Genomic DNA, 14,844 nt, shown 5'->3' on the forward strand with positions numbered 1-14,844 from the left:
CGGGACGACGTATGCGTCGACTTCCCCCGGCGAGCGCTGCGCGGGCAATACCTGCACTGACTGAATGGATGGAGCGACACTGATGCATCTTACCAGCTTGTTTGGGCGCACGTTGCGCCAAGCGCCCGCCGAAGCCACTTCAGTAGCAGAACAATTGTTATGGCGAGCCGGCATCCTGCGCACACTGAACGACGGCGCGCCGGCGTTGTTGCCGTTGGGCAGCGCGGCGCTGCGGCGTTTGGCAACGCATCTGACCGCAGCAATGCACGCTGGCGGCGCGCAAGAGGTGACGCTGCCAACCACCACCGTCGAACCATGGCTAAAGACGATTATTGCGCTGGCCCGGCGTGACATCGACTCGTACCGGCAATTGCCGCAGACGATCTGGAGTTGGCGGCGGCGGAAGCGACCGGCTCGCAGCCGTTCCACCTTGCTGGATTTGCCGGTGTCGGCTACACTGAGCTGGGCGGCGCTGGCGCTTGATGCAGCGCAGACGCAGAGCTTGCTCACTGCTGCCCGCGCGCAGCTTGGCGAAGCGTTGCACCAGTGCGGGCTTGGCAACATTGCTGACGCCTTGCTTGCCACCGGCGCAACCACGCTTATCGTTGACAGCCAAGCCGCACCGCAAGCCACCCTCGATTGCCCGACATGCGGCTGGCGTGCGCCGCTCGAACTGGCCCCATTGGCGCCACCGCCACCCTACACCGGCCCAACGCCAGCGATGAGTCTGGTCGAGACGCCCGGCACGAATACGATCGCGGCGCTGGCCGAATATCTCGGCATCCCGACAGCTGCCACGGCCAAGGCCCTCTTCTTTTACGACCAGCGCAGGCAACGGCTGGTGTTCGCCGTAGTGCGCGGCGACCGCGAAGCGAGTTTGACCAAGCTAGCTGCGGCGATCGATGCCGGCGACCTTGTGCCGGCCAGCGCTGAGCAGATTCAAGCCTGCGGCGCGACGCCCGGTTACGCTTCGCCAGTAGGGTTGCGCGAGGTGCTGGTGGTGGCCGATCTGAGCGTTAGCAACGGCGCGCCACTGGTCGCCGGCGCGAACCGGCCCGGCTACCATCTGCGCGACGTGGTTTACGGGCGCGACTGGCAAGCGACGATTGTCGCTGACATCGCTCAAGCCGCCGCCGGCGACGCTTGTCCACGCTGCGGCGCGACGCGCAGCGAAGGGCGCGGCGCAGTCATCGGCGCGATCAGCGAACCGCAACCTACAGATCTACTAGTGCAAGACGCTGATGGTCAAAACCGGTCATTGCACCTTGCTGGAATCGAACTCGACCTCGAACCGCTGCTGCACCTCGCCGTCGAGCAGCACCACGACGAACGCGGCATCGTTTGGCCAGCGGCCATCGCGCCGGTGGATGCGCATCTGGTCACGTTAGGCCGGGGTGAAGCAGTGGCAGCCGCAGGGCAAGAACTAGCCGGCGAATTGCGCGCCGCCGGGTTGGCAGTGCTGCTCGACGACCGCGACGAGCGGGCGGGGGTGAAGTTAAACGACGCCGATCTGATCGGTGCGCCGTGGCGGGTGGTGGTGAGCGAAAAACTGCTGGCCGCCGGGCAGGTCGAAGTGCGCCGACGCACCGAGGCTCAAGCGACGGTGATCGCACGGGCAAAGGTGGTAGCGTGGTTGCAGGGCAGAGATTCTGCGTAAACTGATGATCATCTCGACATCAGGTACGAGCATCGGCAGACGGGCGCGAAGCCTGACAGCTTATGCCAGACCAGCCCAAGCTGCTGGCAATGCTACAAGTTGCTCAATACCGCCAACAAGCCTCGTTCTGCTAGTGATAAGCAGTGTCAAGCTTGCGCAGAGGGGCATTTCTGCGCTGACGTGACGAACTCCTGCATTTTGGCGCTATCCTGCTCCCAATAGGAGCAGCCCGATTTGATTCTGCCCGGCAATGGTGCTGAGCGAATCGACAAAGGTGTCATTCAAAATGCGCGCCAGCCAGCCGACCTCGGGACTGATGATCAAGCGCTCTCATGAGCTGGCGGGGTGAACGGAGCGCGCGTTGGCGGTCTATAACGATTGAGGTCGCTGATCCAACCGTTTAATTCCCAAACACCCCCACATTGCAACGGCAGCGAGCGAGTATGGGTATGACATGCCGAACCACGTCGCTCATCAAGAACGAGCAGAGTTTGGTGCATAGAGATTAGAGGGTATGTCCTCATGAACTCTTCAACCGCCATCCAACCGTTGCCTGAACCCGCTTCGTGGCTGGAACGGCCACGCCAGCACGGGCTGACCTTCAACCGCGCCGTGCTGCTGGCGCTGATGGCGCTCTCCGCCAGCTTGCACTTCTCCAATATCCAAGCAATTGGCGACGCCAATGCGTACTATACGGCGGCGGTCAAGTCGATGCTGCAATCGTGGCATAACTTCTTCTTTGTCGCTGCCGAACCGGGTAGTTCGGTGACGGTTGATAAGCCGCCGCTTGGCTTGTGGATTGAGGCTACTTTTGCGCTGGCGTTGGGTGTGAACGGGTTTGCAGTCAGCTTGCCCAACATCCTCGCCGGTATCTTTGGCATTCCGCTGCTGTATACACTGGTCAAGCGCCACACGGGGACGCTAGCCGGTCTCGTCGCCGCCACCGTTCTTGCGATCACGCCAGTGGTGATCGGTACCGATCGCAATAACACGATGGATGGGAGCTGGTTTTTACGCTGCTGTTGGCAACGTGGTCATTCATCACGGCCACCGAGAACGGTAAGCTGCGCTGGCTGTTGCTTGGCGGCGGGCTGATGGGATTGGGGTTTAATATCAAGATGCTGCAAGTGTTTTTACCGCTGCCTGCACTCTACGCCCTCTATTTCTTTGGCACAAGTAAACCATAGCGGCAGAAGATCTTCCAGCTTGGCGTCACGACCGTCTTGCTGCTAACGGCGTCGCTATTGTGGGCCATCATTGTCGATCTAACGCCGGCCAGCGCCCGTCCTTACGTCGGCGGCAGCCAGCGCAATAGCGTGGTCGAGTTGATGATCGGCTATAACAGGATCAACCGTCTGCTGGGGATGCAGCGCAATGCGTCGGGCGCACCGCCGGCAGGCATCACCGATTCCAGTAGCTACCACCCAAACCAATCGCCGGATAATCCTCCGTATCCTCCTTTTGCCCAACCGCCGCCGGGTGTAGGCGGTGGGCCACCCTTCCCACCAGCAAGTCGCCCAAGCGATGACATATTCGCGCAAGAGATCGGCACGCCGTCAGCCATCCGCTTGTTCGTGCCGCCGTTAGCCAAAGAGCTAAGCTGGCTATTGCCCTTTGGGTTAGTCTGCTTGATCGGACTAACCATTACCGCGCACCCGTCACGGCCATTAGCTGCCGAGCATCAGGCAGTCATACTCTGGGGCGGCTGGCTCTTAATTGGACTGGTCTTCTTCAGCGTCGCCAACTTCTTCCACGATTACTACCTGATCATGTTAGCTGCGCCGCTAGCAGCGGTGATCGGCAGCGGGGTAGCAGTCTGGTGGCGCAAACGGGAACAGGGTTGGGTGCAGTGGACACTGGCGTTAGCGGCTGCCGGCACGCTCGCCTTCCAATGGTGGCTGGCGAGGCAATACGGATAAGATGCGTGGTGGCTGCGGCTCGCGGCAATTGGGCTGGCCAGCGGTTTGATCGCTCTGCTAATGGGGCGCTGGTGGCTGCGGCAGATGGCGTTCGTGGCAGCATATGCCTTTCTGGTTGTCGCCATGCTCATCACCCCACTAGCATGGTCAGTGCTCACCGTGGCCAAGCAAAACCCGGATGTGGCACTGCCGGGTGCGTATGGCGGATCACAGTTCGGCACGGATCTCTCGGCGCCGGCTGAGGCGCCGGCCTTCCCCAACCAACACCCGCCCGATCAGGCCGCCAATCCCAGCACATTGCTGGCCTTCTTGCAAGCCCACACTTAAGGCATTGACTATCTCGTCGCTGTGCCTAGCGCGCAAATTGGTGCGCCACTGGTGCTGGCGACCGGCAGGCCGGTATTGTACAGAGGAGGGTTTAGCGGCAGTGATCCGGTGATTGAGGCTGAAGGGCTTGCGGAACTAGTCGCAGCAGGTCGGTTGCGTTACATACTCTTCGGCGGGCGCGCACAGAGCAATCAGATCAGTGCGTGGCTGCAAACCCATTGCGCGCCGGTCGCAGGGTTCCGCGAAAGGACGCGGGTGTGGTATGAATGTGTGAGGAAATGAGATGCCTCACCCCCGCTGTGAGGACAACGCTAAAGCGTAACGATAGTTGGGATGGTGGTCTGCCCCGCAATCGCACCATCGGGGTACGCGATCGAGCGGCCCTCCGGCCTCTCCGCTGGGGAAGGGGAGATATGAGTAAGGAAAGCTACGCCCACTCTCGCCCATTCCCACCCCTGCGCGATCTTTACGACCTTTACGGCTTTACGTCAAACTCCCTCACCCCAGCGAGGAGGAGGCCCGCGTAATGATCCAATGCTGCGCCACTGCGCCACGCTCAATGCCGGCGATGCACCCGCTCAGGATGGTGGGTCAGGGTACCGTTGATATACGCCTGTACCGCATCATCAATCGTGCGTAAAGGCGTACAGATCGCCTGAATGCCGGCAGCTTGCACCCCCTGAAAGGCCGGTTCGCCCATACCGCGGGCCACCACCATCTGGCAATCAGGCACGGCTTCCATCAACCAGTGGTGCGAGCCGTGGTGACAATGGCGGTGATGCTCGTGCACTTCGCCTTCCTGATGATAGTGCCGGCCTTTCGGGCGCGCCTCCCGGCTCACCACCTGCCCTTGCTCAATCGTCACCACCTCATACCATTGGGCTCGGCCAAGATGCGGGCTAATTGTCTGATGGTCATCGGTGGCAAAGGCGATTTTCACGAAGCCCTCCCCGAGTTCTGCTTGCTGGCGATATCTTGCACCCACCCGGTAATCGCTTTCCACACCGGACAACGATCATAGACGGCGCTAAAGAAGACGAGACCGGCCAGCACATACAACGGCCAACCGCCACCCGTCGCAAAAGCCAGCGCCACCAGTACTAACGCGATCGCAATCCGCAGCAGGCGCTCAACCGGCTTCAGGCGCGGCGGCGTCTTGCCTTCCGAGAGCAGGCGAAACATCTCGTTCAGATCGCGCTCTGGCTTAGCGCCAATATGGCGCGAAATCTCTTGGCCATCGCGAAACGCAATCAGGGTCGGGATGCCAAAAATCTTCAACTCGCGCAACAGGTCAGGATGATCTTCGGCGTTAATCTCCCAGAGTGCCACCTTCCCCTGATATTCCTGCGCCAGCCGCTTCAAAATGGGCCGCGTCACCCGGCACGGCATACACCACGGCGCCCAAAAATCCACCACCACCGGCTGGGTATACGCGCGCAATTGGGTTTGAAATTCGGCAAGATTCATCACAGGCTCCTTCATCGTTACCGGCAGAACATGTACCGGTCAACCCTCTGCCAAGGAAGATGCGCAATGCCGCTCTGATGTTACACTGCCTTCATCCTTAATAGGGAATGCGGCAGTTAAACTGCCGCATTCCACATCAACTATGCGTATGTCGCAAGACAAAACCAGCACGAGAGCTGCGCAAACGTTACGACCTTACCGGCCACTCACGGCAATCAACCCGGTAGGCATCGAGTTGCCAATGCTTATGTAACGCATTGACATTCATAGCCAGCGCCTGCGGGCAAAACACTGCCGGTTCCAGCTCATACTCAATCACAAACACCGGCTTGCCAGCGTGCAAGAAGGGCAACAGCAAGTCACACTCGTGGTACGAAAAGCACTCTTCATTGAGCGCCCAATCAAAATAGGAAACTAAGACAGGAATTTGATCGAGATCGTTCTTCAAACCGATCAACAAGCCACGTTGATGGGCTGCTTCGGCGAGAAAGATGTTGTAGTGTTCCTGATCGGCGGCGGTCAACGGGAAGCCGGTATCGTTGGCATACCCATTCACATTATCGGGATCGACGCCATCACACCCCTTACTGACCGCAAGCTCAAGCCGGGCCTGCATGATCGGTGCCAACACATCGATCTGTCGGATATCTAACCACTTCTCGCCGGGCCAGCCAGCCATCTCGTTACCCAACACTGCTGGCGGAAAGAGCGCGGCGTCAGGCCGCCAATCTTCATACGAGCCGGCGCTGAAATAACACATCACAAACACGCCGCGCCGGCGCAGCAGGGCGATGGTCTCGGACGGCGTGTCAAAGAGATCGACGTTGAACACGTCTACATTCACATCGATCTGCAACGTACCGGTGTATTGAATTTGCCAACGTGCTTGCCGCGACAACCGCGCCGGCGGCGTAGAGGTGGGTGCAGTTACCGGTAACGGCGCGCAACCGGCAACGAGCAGCAGGAGCAAGATAATAACTCTCACAACCACCGCCGCCTCACCAGCCCAGCACCAACGCTACCATTCCCAACCCGAACAGAATGGCGCCCACCACTCCAAAGACGATCAGAAATAGGTTGCCTTCGCCCTTGATACTCGCTTGGTCGGGGCGGTTAGGTGAGTAGCGGACAGTGACGATTTGACCAACGGTATGGGCGGGAGGGTTGGAAGCCGTCTTCCCGGTGAAGATCACTTCCTGACCGTTCTGCGTAATAAGGCGCACCACTGGCGCCGCCGCGCCTTCTTCGTCGACCTTTAGATCTATCACGGTGCCTTGAGTTTCAATATAATGCCCCAAGTGATTGCCTTGGTAAAAGACAAAACCAGCGAACAAGAGCATGAAAAACCCCACCACAAGCAGAAACAACGCCATAGATCACCTCGTAGTAGTTGAGCGATTGCCTAGCGCTGGCTATCGTAGCAAACGAAGATTAAGACGAGGTTATGCAGCGCTCTGAATATGTTAGTCACGCGCTACCCGGTAGAGGTTCACGCAATTGCTCAGCATCGATGGTGCAACATCCCGTATGTTACCTTTCTTATACGTATAAATCCTCGGCAATGCGTAGCCGTCTCTCGTTTCGAGCCGGCAAACGCTGATCCAAGCATCTCAAGACCTTGCACGAGCCAGCCGATGTGGGTTAAGCCGAGCCACGCTAAGGCCATGGACAGAACCATGCCATTTGATTAAGCAGCGCAGGAAGGCTTTGTTACGCAGACTTCACTTTCTGAATGCAGCGTGGCGACCACGTATTCGCATTGCCCAATCACTTGCTAAGCCTGATCAAGGCTGCCGCGAAGAGCGGTGATGTCGCCAGCAATCTTATCAATTGCATCACCAGTGGTGGTCAACTGAAGACGCAAGTAAGGACTCCTCCATCACGGCCAGTGAGGTGGCAATCGGATCAAGACTACGAAAAAAATCGGCTAGTGACCGGCTACGGGATCGTGAACGATCGTATCTGCATAGCTTGATGAGTGGCAGCGAGATCAAGGCCACCAAAGTGGCATCAATGATGTGAACTGGCCTGCGCCGAACGAAGCGCTGGCTGGGAAGAGGTGATGGTGCGCGATTCGCGCGTAGTAACATTGGCCTGCGTGTCGATCAAGGGACGTGTCTCATCAACCGAGTCGTCGACGGCTTGGATGGCCGTTGTCAGCGCAACAAGCGTGCTGTCGGTTTGGACGAGCAAGTGCTGCCACTGCCCACCCTGCGCTCGTCGTTTACCTCGTGGTGTCCAGTAATAGAAAGGATTCGCCAACGCTAACTTCCATAGTGCGTTGCTAGTTGGATCTCGATAGCATCCGGCGTCAACATCCCGCTGATCCCATCTCTATACACGTTCATAATATGCAGGTATTGTTTGCCGCACCGATACATTGCTGCTGGATGCGGCACTACCACTAGCAGATTCATCAAAACACGCTGCCGGTTAAGCTCAAAAGCAGGGAAAAGAGTTCGCCAGCTTTTTGCTGAACCAGCAACTGGTTTGCGTTCGATAAGGTCAACCTAGAGCACGCGCCGAAACATCGCAATGCATACCAATATAGGTTTAGCCAGCATAGAGCACCAAGCTTCTACCCATTGTAAAGGAATATCCTCTCGACACCAAATCGGTAACGTTGACAGCAGTCCAAGCCGATTCTGCAACATACCGCGCAGGAGACTATGGTCATTGTAACGTTAGCCAATCTGCCCACCATGGTAGCACACACCATACACAGAATTATCCCACCTGCGGGTTGTCTCCGCTATACTCTAGCGTAGGCAACCCGCAGATCAATTTAGATCGCGCACACCGCCACAAACCCCTGCCCACGATTGGCAAACGTTACCCGGCCATTGGTCAGCGGGTAGGCCACACCATCAATCGTGACCGTTGCCGGCTGCGCACCATGAATCACCAGCGTGAACGTCTCGCGGGTAAAGGCGGCAAAACCATGACCGTCCACAGCAGCGCGCAGCAAGAGCTGCTGTCCGCGCCGTTCGACCCAGAAGGTGGTGCGGTAGTACGCGCCATGCCGGAAATCGAAGGTGAGGCCATCGTCTTCATGCAGCTCTGACGTGTAGACGCCATCGCGCTGCGGCACAAAGAGGTGCAGTTCGATAGTCGGCGGATAATACCCCATCGTCGAGACCGGCGCTTCCGGCCAGAGCGGAATCACCGCGCCGGCGCGGGCAAACAGCGGGATGCGGTCGAGCGGGGCTGCGGTAACAATAAATTGCTCGCCGACATACCATGTGTCGCTCTGCCAATCGTACCACTCCCCCGCCGGCAAATAGAGCTGGCGCGCGGTTGCCTGTGGCGCGTAGACCGGCGCGACCAGCAGATCGCGCCCCACAAGAAATTGGTCGTCAATCTCGCGGGTCAGCCGGTCAGTCTGGTAGGCAAACACGAGTGGCTGCTGCACTGGTTCGCCGATTTCAACGGCGCGCATAAAGGCGGTAGCGAGGTAGGGCAGCAAGCGATAGCGCAAGACGATCGCGTCGCGGGCAATCCGCTCGATCGCCGGGCCAAACGACCAAGCGTATTGGTCAATGTGGCCGTAGGCGCTGTGGTTACGGCAGAAAGCGGTCAGCGCCGCGCACTGCATCCAACGGGCAAACAGTTCGGGTTGGGTATCACCGGCAAAACCGCCAATGTCGGCGCCGACAAATGCCTGCCCCGATAGCCCCATCCCCATCGCCATCGGCATACTCAGCCAGAGATGATCCCAGCGCGCGCAGTTGTCACCCATCCAGTTAGCGGCATAGCGCTGGATACCGGCGAAGCCGGCCCGCGATAACACGAATGTGCGCTGATTAGGAAACGCTTCCGCCAGTCCCTCAACCGTCGCCATTGCCATCAACAGCGCGTATTGGTTATGATAACGCTCGTGTGGCTCGCGCCCGCCGTTGAAGCGCATCGCGTAGGGCGGAATATCACCGGTAGCCGGCTCGTTCATGTCGTTCCAGATGCCGGCAATACCCAAACGCGCATGCTCGGCGGTGAGCTTCCCCCACCACGCCCGCGTCTCTGGCTTGACGAAATCGGGGAAGGCGGTACGGCCCGGCCATACCTGCCCGATGTAGCGATCACCGCTGGCCGTGCGGCAAAAGAGATCGTTGGCCCGCCCTTCTTCGTAGAGCGCAAACTGCGGATCGACCTTCACCCCCGGATCGACGATAGTGATCAAGCGAAACCCCTGCTCGCCCAACTGAGCCGCCAGCGCCGCCGGATCCGGAAACAGCGCCCGGTTCCACGTAAAGACGCGGTAGCCGTCCATGTGTTCAATATCGAGCCAGAGCGCGTCGCAGGGAATGCCGCGCTCGCGATAGCGCGCAGCCAAGGCAAGCACCTCCGCTTGGCTGTAGCGATGCCAGCGACACTGGTGATAGCCCAAAGCCCAGATCGGCGGCGGCGCCAGCCGCCCGGTCAACCACGTAAACCCTTCCAGAATCTCGGCCATCTGCGGCCCGGCGAAGACGTATTCGGTGTATTGGCCACCCAACGCGCAGATACCGTAGGTTTCGGCAGGAGAAAAATCAACGTGCAGGCGATAGCTGTTGTCAAGGAAAAAGCCAGCCGCGTTGCCCTGCTCGTCAAGATGGTAGAAGAAGGGGATCGAGACGTAATAGGGGTCGAACTCGGTGCTGGTATTTTTTGTGCGCGGATCGGATGGATCGCGCCCGGCAGCGAATTCGGCCTCCCCTTGCGGACTGAGCACGTCGTTGTTCCACAGAATAAAATCGCGTCCCTTGCGATTCAGCCGGCCCGTCTTTTCACCCAACCCCAAGAAGGCATCTTCGCGCGCGCAGACACGGTGAAAGGCGAAGGCATCATTCAGCGTGGCATACGCCCACGGCAACCCATCGTGACCGAGCGCAGTCGCCAACACCAGACTGCCATCGCTACGACGAACCGTCAGCGTCAACGGATTGCGCCCAATCACCACCTCAAGGCGCGCATGTCGAAGCACGACAGTGGCATCGGTTTCCGTCACCGTAAAAGACGGCACTGGCGCTGCGTTCAAATCAGCGCAGACCGCGTAGGTTGGATGTTCGTCAAAACTGCCGCCGCGACTGATCTTGAACCGCACAATATCATCACGGATAAACTCAACCCGCAACCACTCGTGGTCGAGCGCCGCGAGCACACCGCGCTCAATGAGCTGCACTGCTCCGAGGCGAGACAGCGGCATAAAATAGCGGGTGTCAGTCAACCCCACCCGCGCCGGGGCTTGCGTCATGGCAGACTCCTCACAGTTCACAACAACGGCATCAACATCCGATTGTAGCATAGCGGCGCAAGGCAGGTATTGGGAACATACCGGCCCAATGAATACAAGGGGGTATAGTATTGGCAAACAGAGCTATCGCGCCGCCACCAACGCTGGCTAAGCGCTAAATATGTGACAGTGATCGACAGACCAGCCTGCGCCAAAAAAGGCTAACCATGGCCATTAACACCGAACATCTCGACAACACGCTACGCGCTCTCGAATCGGCGCTAGCTCACTATCAACAGGCAGTAGCTGAACGAGATGCAGTTGAGGAAGAGATTTTCCGGCTCGCCATCATCAAAGGCTGCGAGCTAGCGCAAGAGGTCTCGTTCAAGCTGCTCCGGCGGTGATTGCGCGACTTTGGTCATAGCAGCCGCAAACTCGACGCAACACCAGTGAAAGAGCTGTCGCGCTTCGCCGCTCAACACAGCCTGCTCTCAATCGCGGAAGTCGAGCGTTGGTTTGCCTATCGCGCCAACCGCAACCACACCGCCCATAACCACGGCGAAGATTTCGTCCAAGCAACACTCGCGATCTTGCCGGATTTCATTCGTGACGCGCGGGCCTTGGCCAAGCGATTGCGCACCGGCACAATGCTTGAAGAGGAAGAATGATACGTGTGCAATATCATCTTGATTTGCCGGAGCGTTATTTGACCAAAGTGTGCGCCATTCTTCACCAATATGTGCCCGATTACGACGTATGGGCATATGGCAGCCGGGTGACCGGCGGCGCGTATGCTGCGAGCGATCTCGATCTCGTGGTGCGAAACCCGCGCGACCTTCTGCAACCGTGCGAGCGGATATCTGATCTGATCGAGGCATTTATCGAGAGCGATCTTCCTATTCGGGTAGACGTAATGGATTGGGCGCGCATTCCAGACTCGTTCCGGCGCGAGATCGAGCACGCATACGTCGTCGTGCAGGAACGTTCGCAAATCAGTCTTAAGGCGGATACCCAACCGTAACCTTGCTTGCTATACTTTTCACAGGTCGAGCGATGGAGCAACAGACATCGCTCGACATGTATCCTCCCAATCCTCACTGTTGCTCCCCATAATCCCCCTACGGCCACCGGCAAGTGGCCGTTGCCACATGTATGAAGGGTCGCGGCGGCAAGGCCCCGCGACCCTTACCGCGTTTTTGGGGGACATATCGCGATGAACCTGCGCAATGACAACAATCCGGCCCTAGCAAAAGTTATCGATTGGTTTATGCAGTATAATAGTTACATCGACGCTGCCCTAGCGCAATTGCAAATTGCGCTATACTAGAGACAGAGAAGTCAAACAGGTATGAGGAGTCGGGCGTGTTAACCTCGGATGAGTTGACACCAACCAGCAACGGCTGCACCCAACGCGAGCTAGAACGCTTGCGCCGCGAATTAGCTGAAGCGCAAGCGTTGATCCGTTCGCTGCGCCGCCAACTAGAAAAGACTATGGCCGCCGCGCAAGAAGCGCAGCGCGCCCATGCCAAGATGGTCGAAACGCTCACCGAGACGATGCGCGAAAATACGCTCCTCTGCCACGAGCGCGATATGTGGCGCGCCCGCGCCCAACGGCTCGAAGCCTCGCTCCACGAAGAACCACGCCCCAGTGCGACGATTGATATTAGTTCGTTGGCTGGTCACATTAGCGAAGACGAAGTGAACGCGATCCGCAAAGCGATGGCCCGGCTCCATCACCCCGACGTTGGTGGCGACCCGGAACGGATGAAGGCGTGGAACGCTGCACTCGACCGGCTTTTCCGCCAGTAGCACAAAAGACTGTGGCCATCTTTTTACTGCAGAGGACACAGAGGTTTATGATCCAACCCTTGCGCTACTTGGCGTCCTTTGTCCCTTGGCATTTATCATCCTCTGCGCCTTTGCCACCTCTTCGTCTTGATGCTACCCACTCAACCGACCGCTTATGACACCTCTCTCTGAATCGGTCTGGATTCTCGGCGATCAGCTCAGCCCAAATCACCCCGCTTTAGCTACAGGCCGCCGGGTCGTACTGATCGAGTCGTTAGCCCGCCTTAACCAACGCCCTTACCACCGCCGCAAACTCGTGCTGATTATCAGCGCCATGCGCCACTATGCCGCCGAATTGCGCGCCGCCGGCTACGAGGTCGATCTGCGCACCGCATCGGATTTTCTCAGTGGTCTACGCGAGCACGTCGCCACGTTTGGCATTCGCCACCTCATCTGCGTTGCTGCTGCTGAATACACCACTCGCCAGTTCCAACAGAGTCTGGCAGCCGAACTCGGCATTGCCGTCACCATCTTGCCCAACACCCTCTTTTTGGTCGAACGCTATCCACCCGCTCGCCCACCGGGGCTGATGGAGCCGTTTTACCGGGCAATGCGCCGGCAGACCGGCTTATTGATCGAACCGGACGGCGAACCAACCGGCGGCGTATGGAACCTCGACCATGAAAACCGCCGCCGCTACGACGGTCGGCCAGTGCCACCAGCAGCGCGCTTCGCTCCCGATGCAATCACGCGCCAAACCATCGCTGATCTCGCGATTGCTTGCCCGAACGCAATTGGCTCGGCTGACGAGTTTGATCTACCGGTAACGCGGGCACAGGCATTAGCCGCGCTCGACGATTTCATAACCCATCGGTTACCAGACTTCGGCCCGTTTGAAGATGCGATGAGTAGCGAGCACGAGCTGCTCTTCCATTCCCACCTCTCGCCCTTGCTCAACATTGGCCTGCTTGATCCGCTAGAAACGGCGCAAGCAGCGGTTGACGCCTATCAACGCGGCCACGCACCGCTTGCTTCCGTTGAAGGCTTTGTACGCCAAATTATTGGCTGGCGCGAATATATCTACTACCGTTATTGGGAACTGATGCCCGACCTATTGCAGGCCAATGCGTGGGAGGCAGAGCGACCATTGCCGGAATGGTACTGGACGGGCCAAACCCGCATGCGTTGCCTGAACTGCGTGATCGGTCGCGTATTGCGCAGCGGGTACTGCCATCATATCGAACGATTAATGGTACTCTGCAATTTTGCGCTGCTAGCCGGTATTCGCCCGCAAGCGGTCAACAACTGGTTTCTCGAATGTTATGTTGACGCTTATGAGTGGGTCGTAACACCGAATGTGATTGGGATGGGGTTGAACGCCGACGGCGGACGCACGGCGACGAAGCCGTATATTGCCAGCGCCACTTACATCGACAAGATGAGCGACTACTGCAAGGGATGTTTCTACGACCGCAAAGCGCGGGTCGGGCCGCGCGCCTGCCCGTTCAACACGCTCTACTGGAACTTTCTCATCACGCACGAAGCGCGCCTGCGCGCTAATCCACGGCTTGGCCCGGCAGTGTTAGGTCTCAGCCGGCTCAGCGTTACCGAGCGCGAGGCGATTGTGGCGCAGGCACACGAGCTATTGGAACGGATGGCGGAGTTGTAGTCGGGAAATTCGGCAGCAACATCCATACCTAGCGTGCGGAAGTCAAACTGCCTCAATCGCTAGTTAAGCACGTTCACACGCCTTACCTTAGCAACCCATCCTACTGGTGAACAGAGACTGGGAAGCGATAATGCTGCTTAGTGTGCAGTTGTTTAACCGCCGCAGTCCGTCATACACCCGATAGCACACAATGGAGACTAGGGCGACAGATTTGCCGCCTGCGGTTCGTAGCGTTGCTGCGTGACCGAAGCGGCGGCCACTTGCCGTGCGGTCGCCAGATCGGGCAGATAGCCCATCGCAATCGCTTGCACCAGAATATTGCCCAATGCCGTACCTTCGGTAGGGCCGGCCACCACCGGACGCCGGCAAGCATTGGCGGTTAATTGGCAGAGCAGCGCATTTTGGCTACCGCCGCCAACGATCCGCACGGTAGTGATGGTCTGGCCAGTCAGATCGGCCAGTGCATCAATCACCTGCTGGTAGCGCAGGGCAAGACTATCGAGACAGCAGCGCACAATCTCGCCAACTGTTTCCGGCACCGGTTGACCGGTACGCCGGCAATAGTCGCGAATGCGGGCCGGCATATCACCGACGGCGAGAAATTCGGGTGCGTCGGGATCGATTAGCGAGCGGCGCGGCGATGCAACGGCGGCTTGCGCGACAATCGCATCCCACGTCAGGAGCAACCCCTCTTCCTGCCAGCGCCGTTGGCACTCTTGTAACAGCCACAACCCGCTCACATTCTTGAGCAAGCGGATCGTACCATACACACCGCCTTCGTTCGTGACATTCAGTTGGCGGGCCGCAT

The 14,844-nt window shown here is 58.6% G+C and carries 17 protein-coding genes; 10 read left to right on the plus strand and 7 right to left on the minus strand.

Annotated features, from left to right (window positions below; all coding sequences use genetic code 11):
• Positions 1 to 82 precede the first annotated feature (82 nt).
• The 5 genes from Q1A00_RS14440 (at position 83) to Q1A00_RS14455 (ending at position 3,903) form a co-directional block, all read left to right on the plus strand.
• Positions 83 to 1,657 (plus strand): YbaK/EbsC family protein, encoded by a 1,575-nt coding sequence (locus tag Q1A00_RS14440; protein WP_299757480.1) that lies wholly within the window; start codon positions 83 to 85, stop codon positions 1,655 to 1,657.
• A gap of 522 nt (positions 1,658 to 2,179) precedes the next feature.
• Entirely contained in the window at positions 2,180 to 2,752 is a 573-nt protein-coding gene (locus Q1A00_RS14445) for a glycosyltransferase family 39 protein (protein WP_298489971.1), read from the plus strand.
• Positions 2,680 to 2,844, plus strand: coding sequence for a glycosyltransferase family 39 protein (locus Q1A00_RS18490; RefSeq protein ID WP_366144827.1), 165 nt, complete (start codon positions 2,680 to 2,682; stop codon positions 2,842 to 2,844). Before Q1A00_RS14445 ends, Q1A00_RS18490 begins: the two co-directional genes overlap by 73 nt.
• Before the next feature lie 57 nt (positions 2,845 to 2,901).
• On the plus strand, positions 2,902 to 3,576 hold the full coding sequence (locus Q1A00_RS14450) for a hypothetical protein (RefSeq protein ID WP_298482057.1): 675 nt from the start codon (positions 2,902 to 2,904) through the stop codon (positions 3,574 to 3,576).
• A gap of 45 nt (positions 3,577 to 3,621) precedes the next feature.
• Positions 3,622 to 3,903, plus strand: coding sequence for a hypothetical protein (locus Q1A00_RS14455; RefSeq protein WP_298482059.1), 282 nt, complete (start codon positions 3,622 to 3,624; stop codon positions 3,901 to 3,903).
• A 556-nt stretch (positions 3,904 to 4,459) separates the two neighbouring features.
• Here Q1A00_RS14455 and Q1A00_RS14460 read toward each other — a convergent pair.
• From Q1A00_RS14460 to Q1A00_RS14485, 6 genes are all read right to left on the minus strand, one after another.
• Complete coding sequence (locus Q1A00_RS14460; protein WP_298406888.1) at positions 4,460 to 4,843, minus strand: NifB/NifX family molybdenum-iron cluster-binding protein; 384 nt, start codon at positions 4,841 to 4,843, stop codon at positions 4,460 to 4,462.
• Positions 4,840 to 5,370: a thioredoxin gene (gene trxA, locus Q1A00_RS14465; RefSeq protein WP_298406885.1), complete on the minus strand. Its 531-nt coding sequence runs from the start codon at positions 5,368 to 5,370 to the stop codon at positions 4,840 to 4,842. Before trxA ends, Q1A00_RS14460 begins: the two co-directional genes overlap by 4 nt.
• A gap of 187 nt (positions 5,371 to 5,557) precedes the next feature.
• Positions 5,558 to 6,355 carry an endo alpha-1,4 polygalactosaminidase gene (locus tag Q1A00_RS14470; protein WP_298406883.1) on the minus strand — a complete coding sequence of 266 codons (798 nt, stop codon included), beginning with the start codon at positions 6,353 to 6,355 and terminating at the stop codon, positions 5,558 to 5,560.
• Between the two features lie 13 nt (positions 6,356 to 6,368).
• On the minus strand, positions 6,369 to 6,743 hold the full coding sequence (locus tag Q1A00_RS14475) for a DUF3592 domain-containing protein (protein ID WP_298406880.1): 375 nt from the start codon (positions 6,741 to 6,743) through the stop codon (positions 6,369 to 6,371).
• A 637-nt stretch (positions 6,744 to 7,380) separates the two neighbouring features.
• Entirely contained in the window at positions 7,381 to 7,632 is a 252-nt protein-coding gene (locus tag Q1A00_RS14480) for a hypothetical protein (protein WP_298489969.1), read from the minus strand.
• A 523-nt stretch (positions 7,633 to 8,155) separates the two neighbouring features.
• Positions 8,156 to 10,600 carry a glycoside hydrolase family 31 protein gene (locus tag Q1A00_RS14485; protein ID WP_299757488.1) on the minus strand — a complete coding sequence of 815 codons (2,445 nt, stop codon included), beginning with the start codon at positions 10,598 to 10,600 and terminating at the stop codon, positions 8,156 to 8,158.
• A 206-nt stretch (positions 10,601 to 10,806) separates the two neighbouring features.
• On the opposite strand from Q1A00_RS14485, the gene Q1A00_RS14490 reads away from it, so the two are divergent.
• The 5 genes from Q1A00_RS14490 (at position 10,807) to Q1A00_RS14510 (ending at position 14,036) form a co-directional block, all read left to right on the plus strand.
• Positions 10,807 to 10,983 (plus strand): hypothetical protein, encoded by a 177-nt coding sequence (locus Q1A00_RS14490; protein WP_298482063.1) that lies wholly within the window; start codon positions 10,807 to 10,809, stop codon positions 10,981 to 10,983.
• 45 nt (positions 10,984 to 11,028) lie between these two features.
• Positions 11,029 to 11,247: a hypothetical protein gene (locus tag Q1A00_RS14495; RefSeq protein ID WP_366144825.1), complete on the plus strand. Its 219-nt coding sequence runs from the start codon at positions 11,029 to 11,031 to the stop codon at positions 11,245 to 11,247.
• A complete protein-coding gene (locus Q1A00_RS14500) occupies positions 11,244 to 11,600 on the plus strand; it encodes a nucleotidyltransferase domain-containing protein (RefSeq protein ID WP_299645298.1) in 357 nt (118 codons plus the stop codon). The genes Q1A00_RS14495 and Q1A00_RS14500 overlap by 4 nt, the downstream gene beginning before the upstream one ends.
• A gap of 341 nt (positions 11,601 to 11,941) precedes the next feature.
• Positions 11,942 to 12,388 carry a hypothetical protein gene (locus Q1A00_RS14505; RefSeq protein ID WP_299645299.1) on the plus strand — a complete coding sequence of 149 codons (447 nt, stop codon included), beginning with the start codon at positions 11,942 to 11,944 and terminating at the stop codon, positions 12,386 to 12,388.
• 154 nt (positions 12,389 to 12,542) lie between these two features.
• A complete protein-coding gene (locus Q1A00_RS14510; protein WP_298406862.1) occupies positions 12,543 to 14,036 on the plus strand; it encodes a cryptochrome/photolyase family protein in 1,494 nt (497 codons plus the stop codon).
• Positions 14,037 to 14,233: 197 nt separating this feature from the next.
• Here Q1A00_RS14510 and Q1A00_RS14515 read toward each other — a convergent pair.
• A partial coding sequence (locus tag Q1A00_RS14515; RefSeq protein WP_299757494.1) for an FGGY-family carbohydrate kinase occupies positions 14,234 to 14,844 on the minus strand: 611 nt, incomplete at its 5' end.

Source organism: uncultured Chloroflexus sp. (assembly GCF_938091255.1).
GTDB lineage: Bacteria > Chloroflexota > Chloroflexia > Chloroflexales > Chloroflexaceae > Chloroflexus.

Bases quoted from the DNA above. Each gene is read 5' to 3' on its own strand.
- Q1A00_RS14440 (WP_299757480.1), top strand. From the start codon at position 83: ATGCATCTTACCAGCTTGTTTGGGCGCACGTTGCGCCAAGCGCCCGCC.
- Q1A00_RS14445 (WP_298489971.1), top strand. From the start codon at position 2,180: ATGAACTCTTCAACCGCCATCCAACCGTTGCCTGAACCCGCTTCGTGG.
- trxA (WP_298406885.1), bottom strand. From the start codon at position 5,370: ATGAATCTTGCCGAATTTCAAACCCAATTGCGCGCGTATACCCAGCCG.
- Q1A00_RS14475 (WP_298406880.1), bottom strand. From the start codon at position 6,743: ATGGCGTTGTTTCTGCTTGTGGTGGGGTTTTTCATGCTCTTGTTCGCT.
- Q1A00_RS14485 (WP_299757488.1), bottom strand. From the start codon at position 10,600: ATGACGCAAGCCCCGGCGCGGGTGGGGTTGACTGACACCCGCTATTTT.
- Q1A00_RS14490 (WP_298482063.1), top strand. From the start codon at position 10,807: ATGGCCATTAACACCGAACATCTCGACAACACGCTACGCGCTCTCGAA.
- Q1A00_RS14500 (WP_299645298.1), top strand. From the start codon at position 11,244: ATGATACGTGTGCAATATCATCTTGATTTGCCGGAGCGTTATTTGACC.
- Q1A00_RS14510 (WP_298406862.1), top strand. From the start codon at position 12,543: ATGACACCTCTCTCTGAATCGGTCTGGATTCTCGGCGATCAGCTCAGC.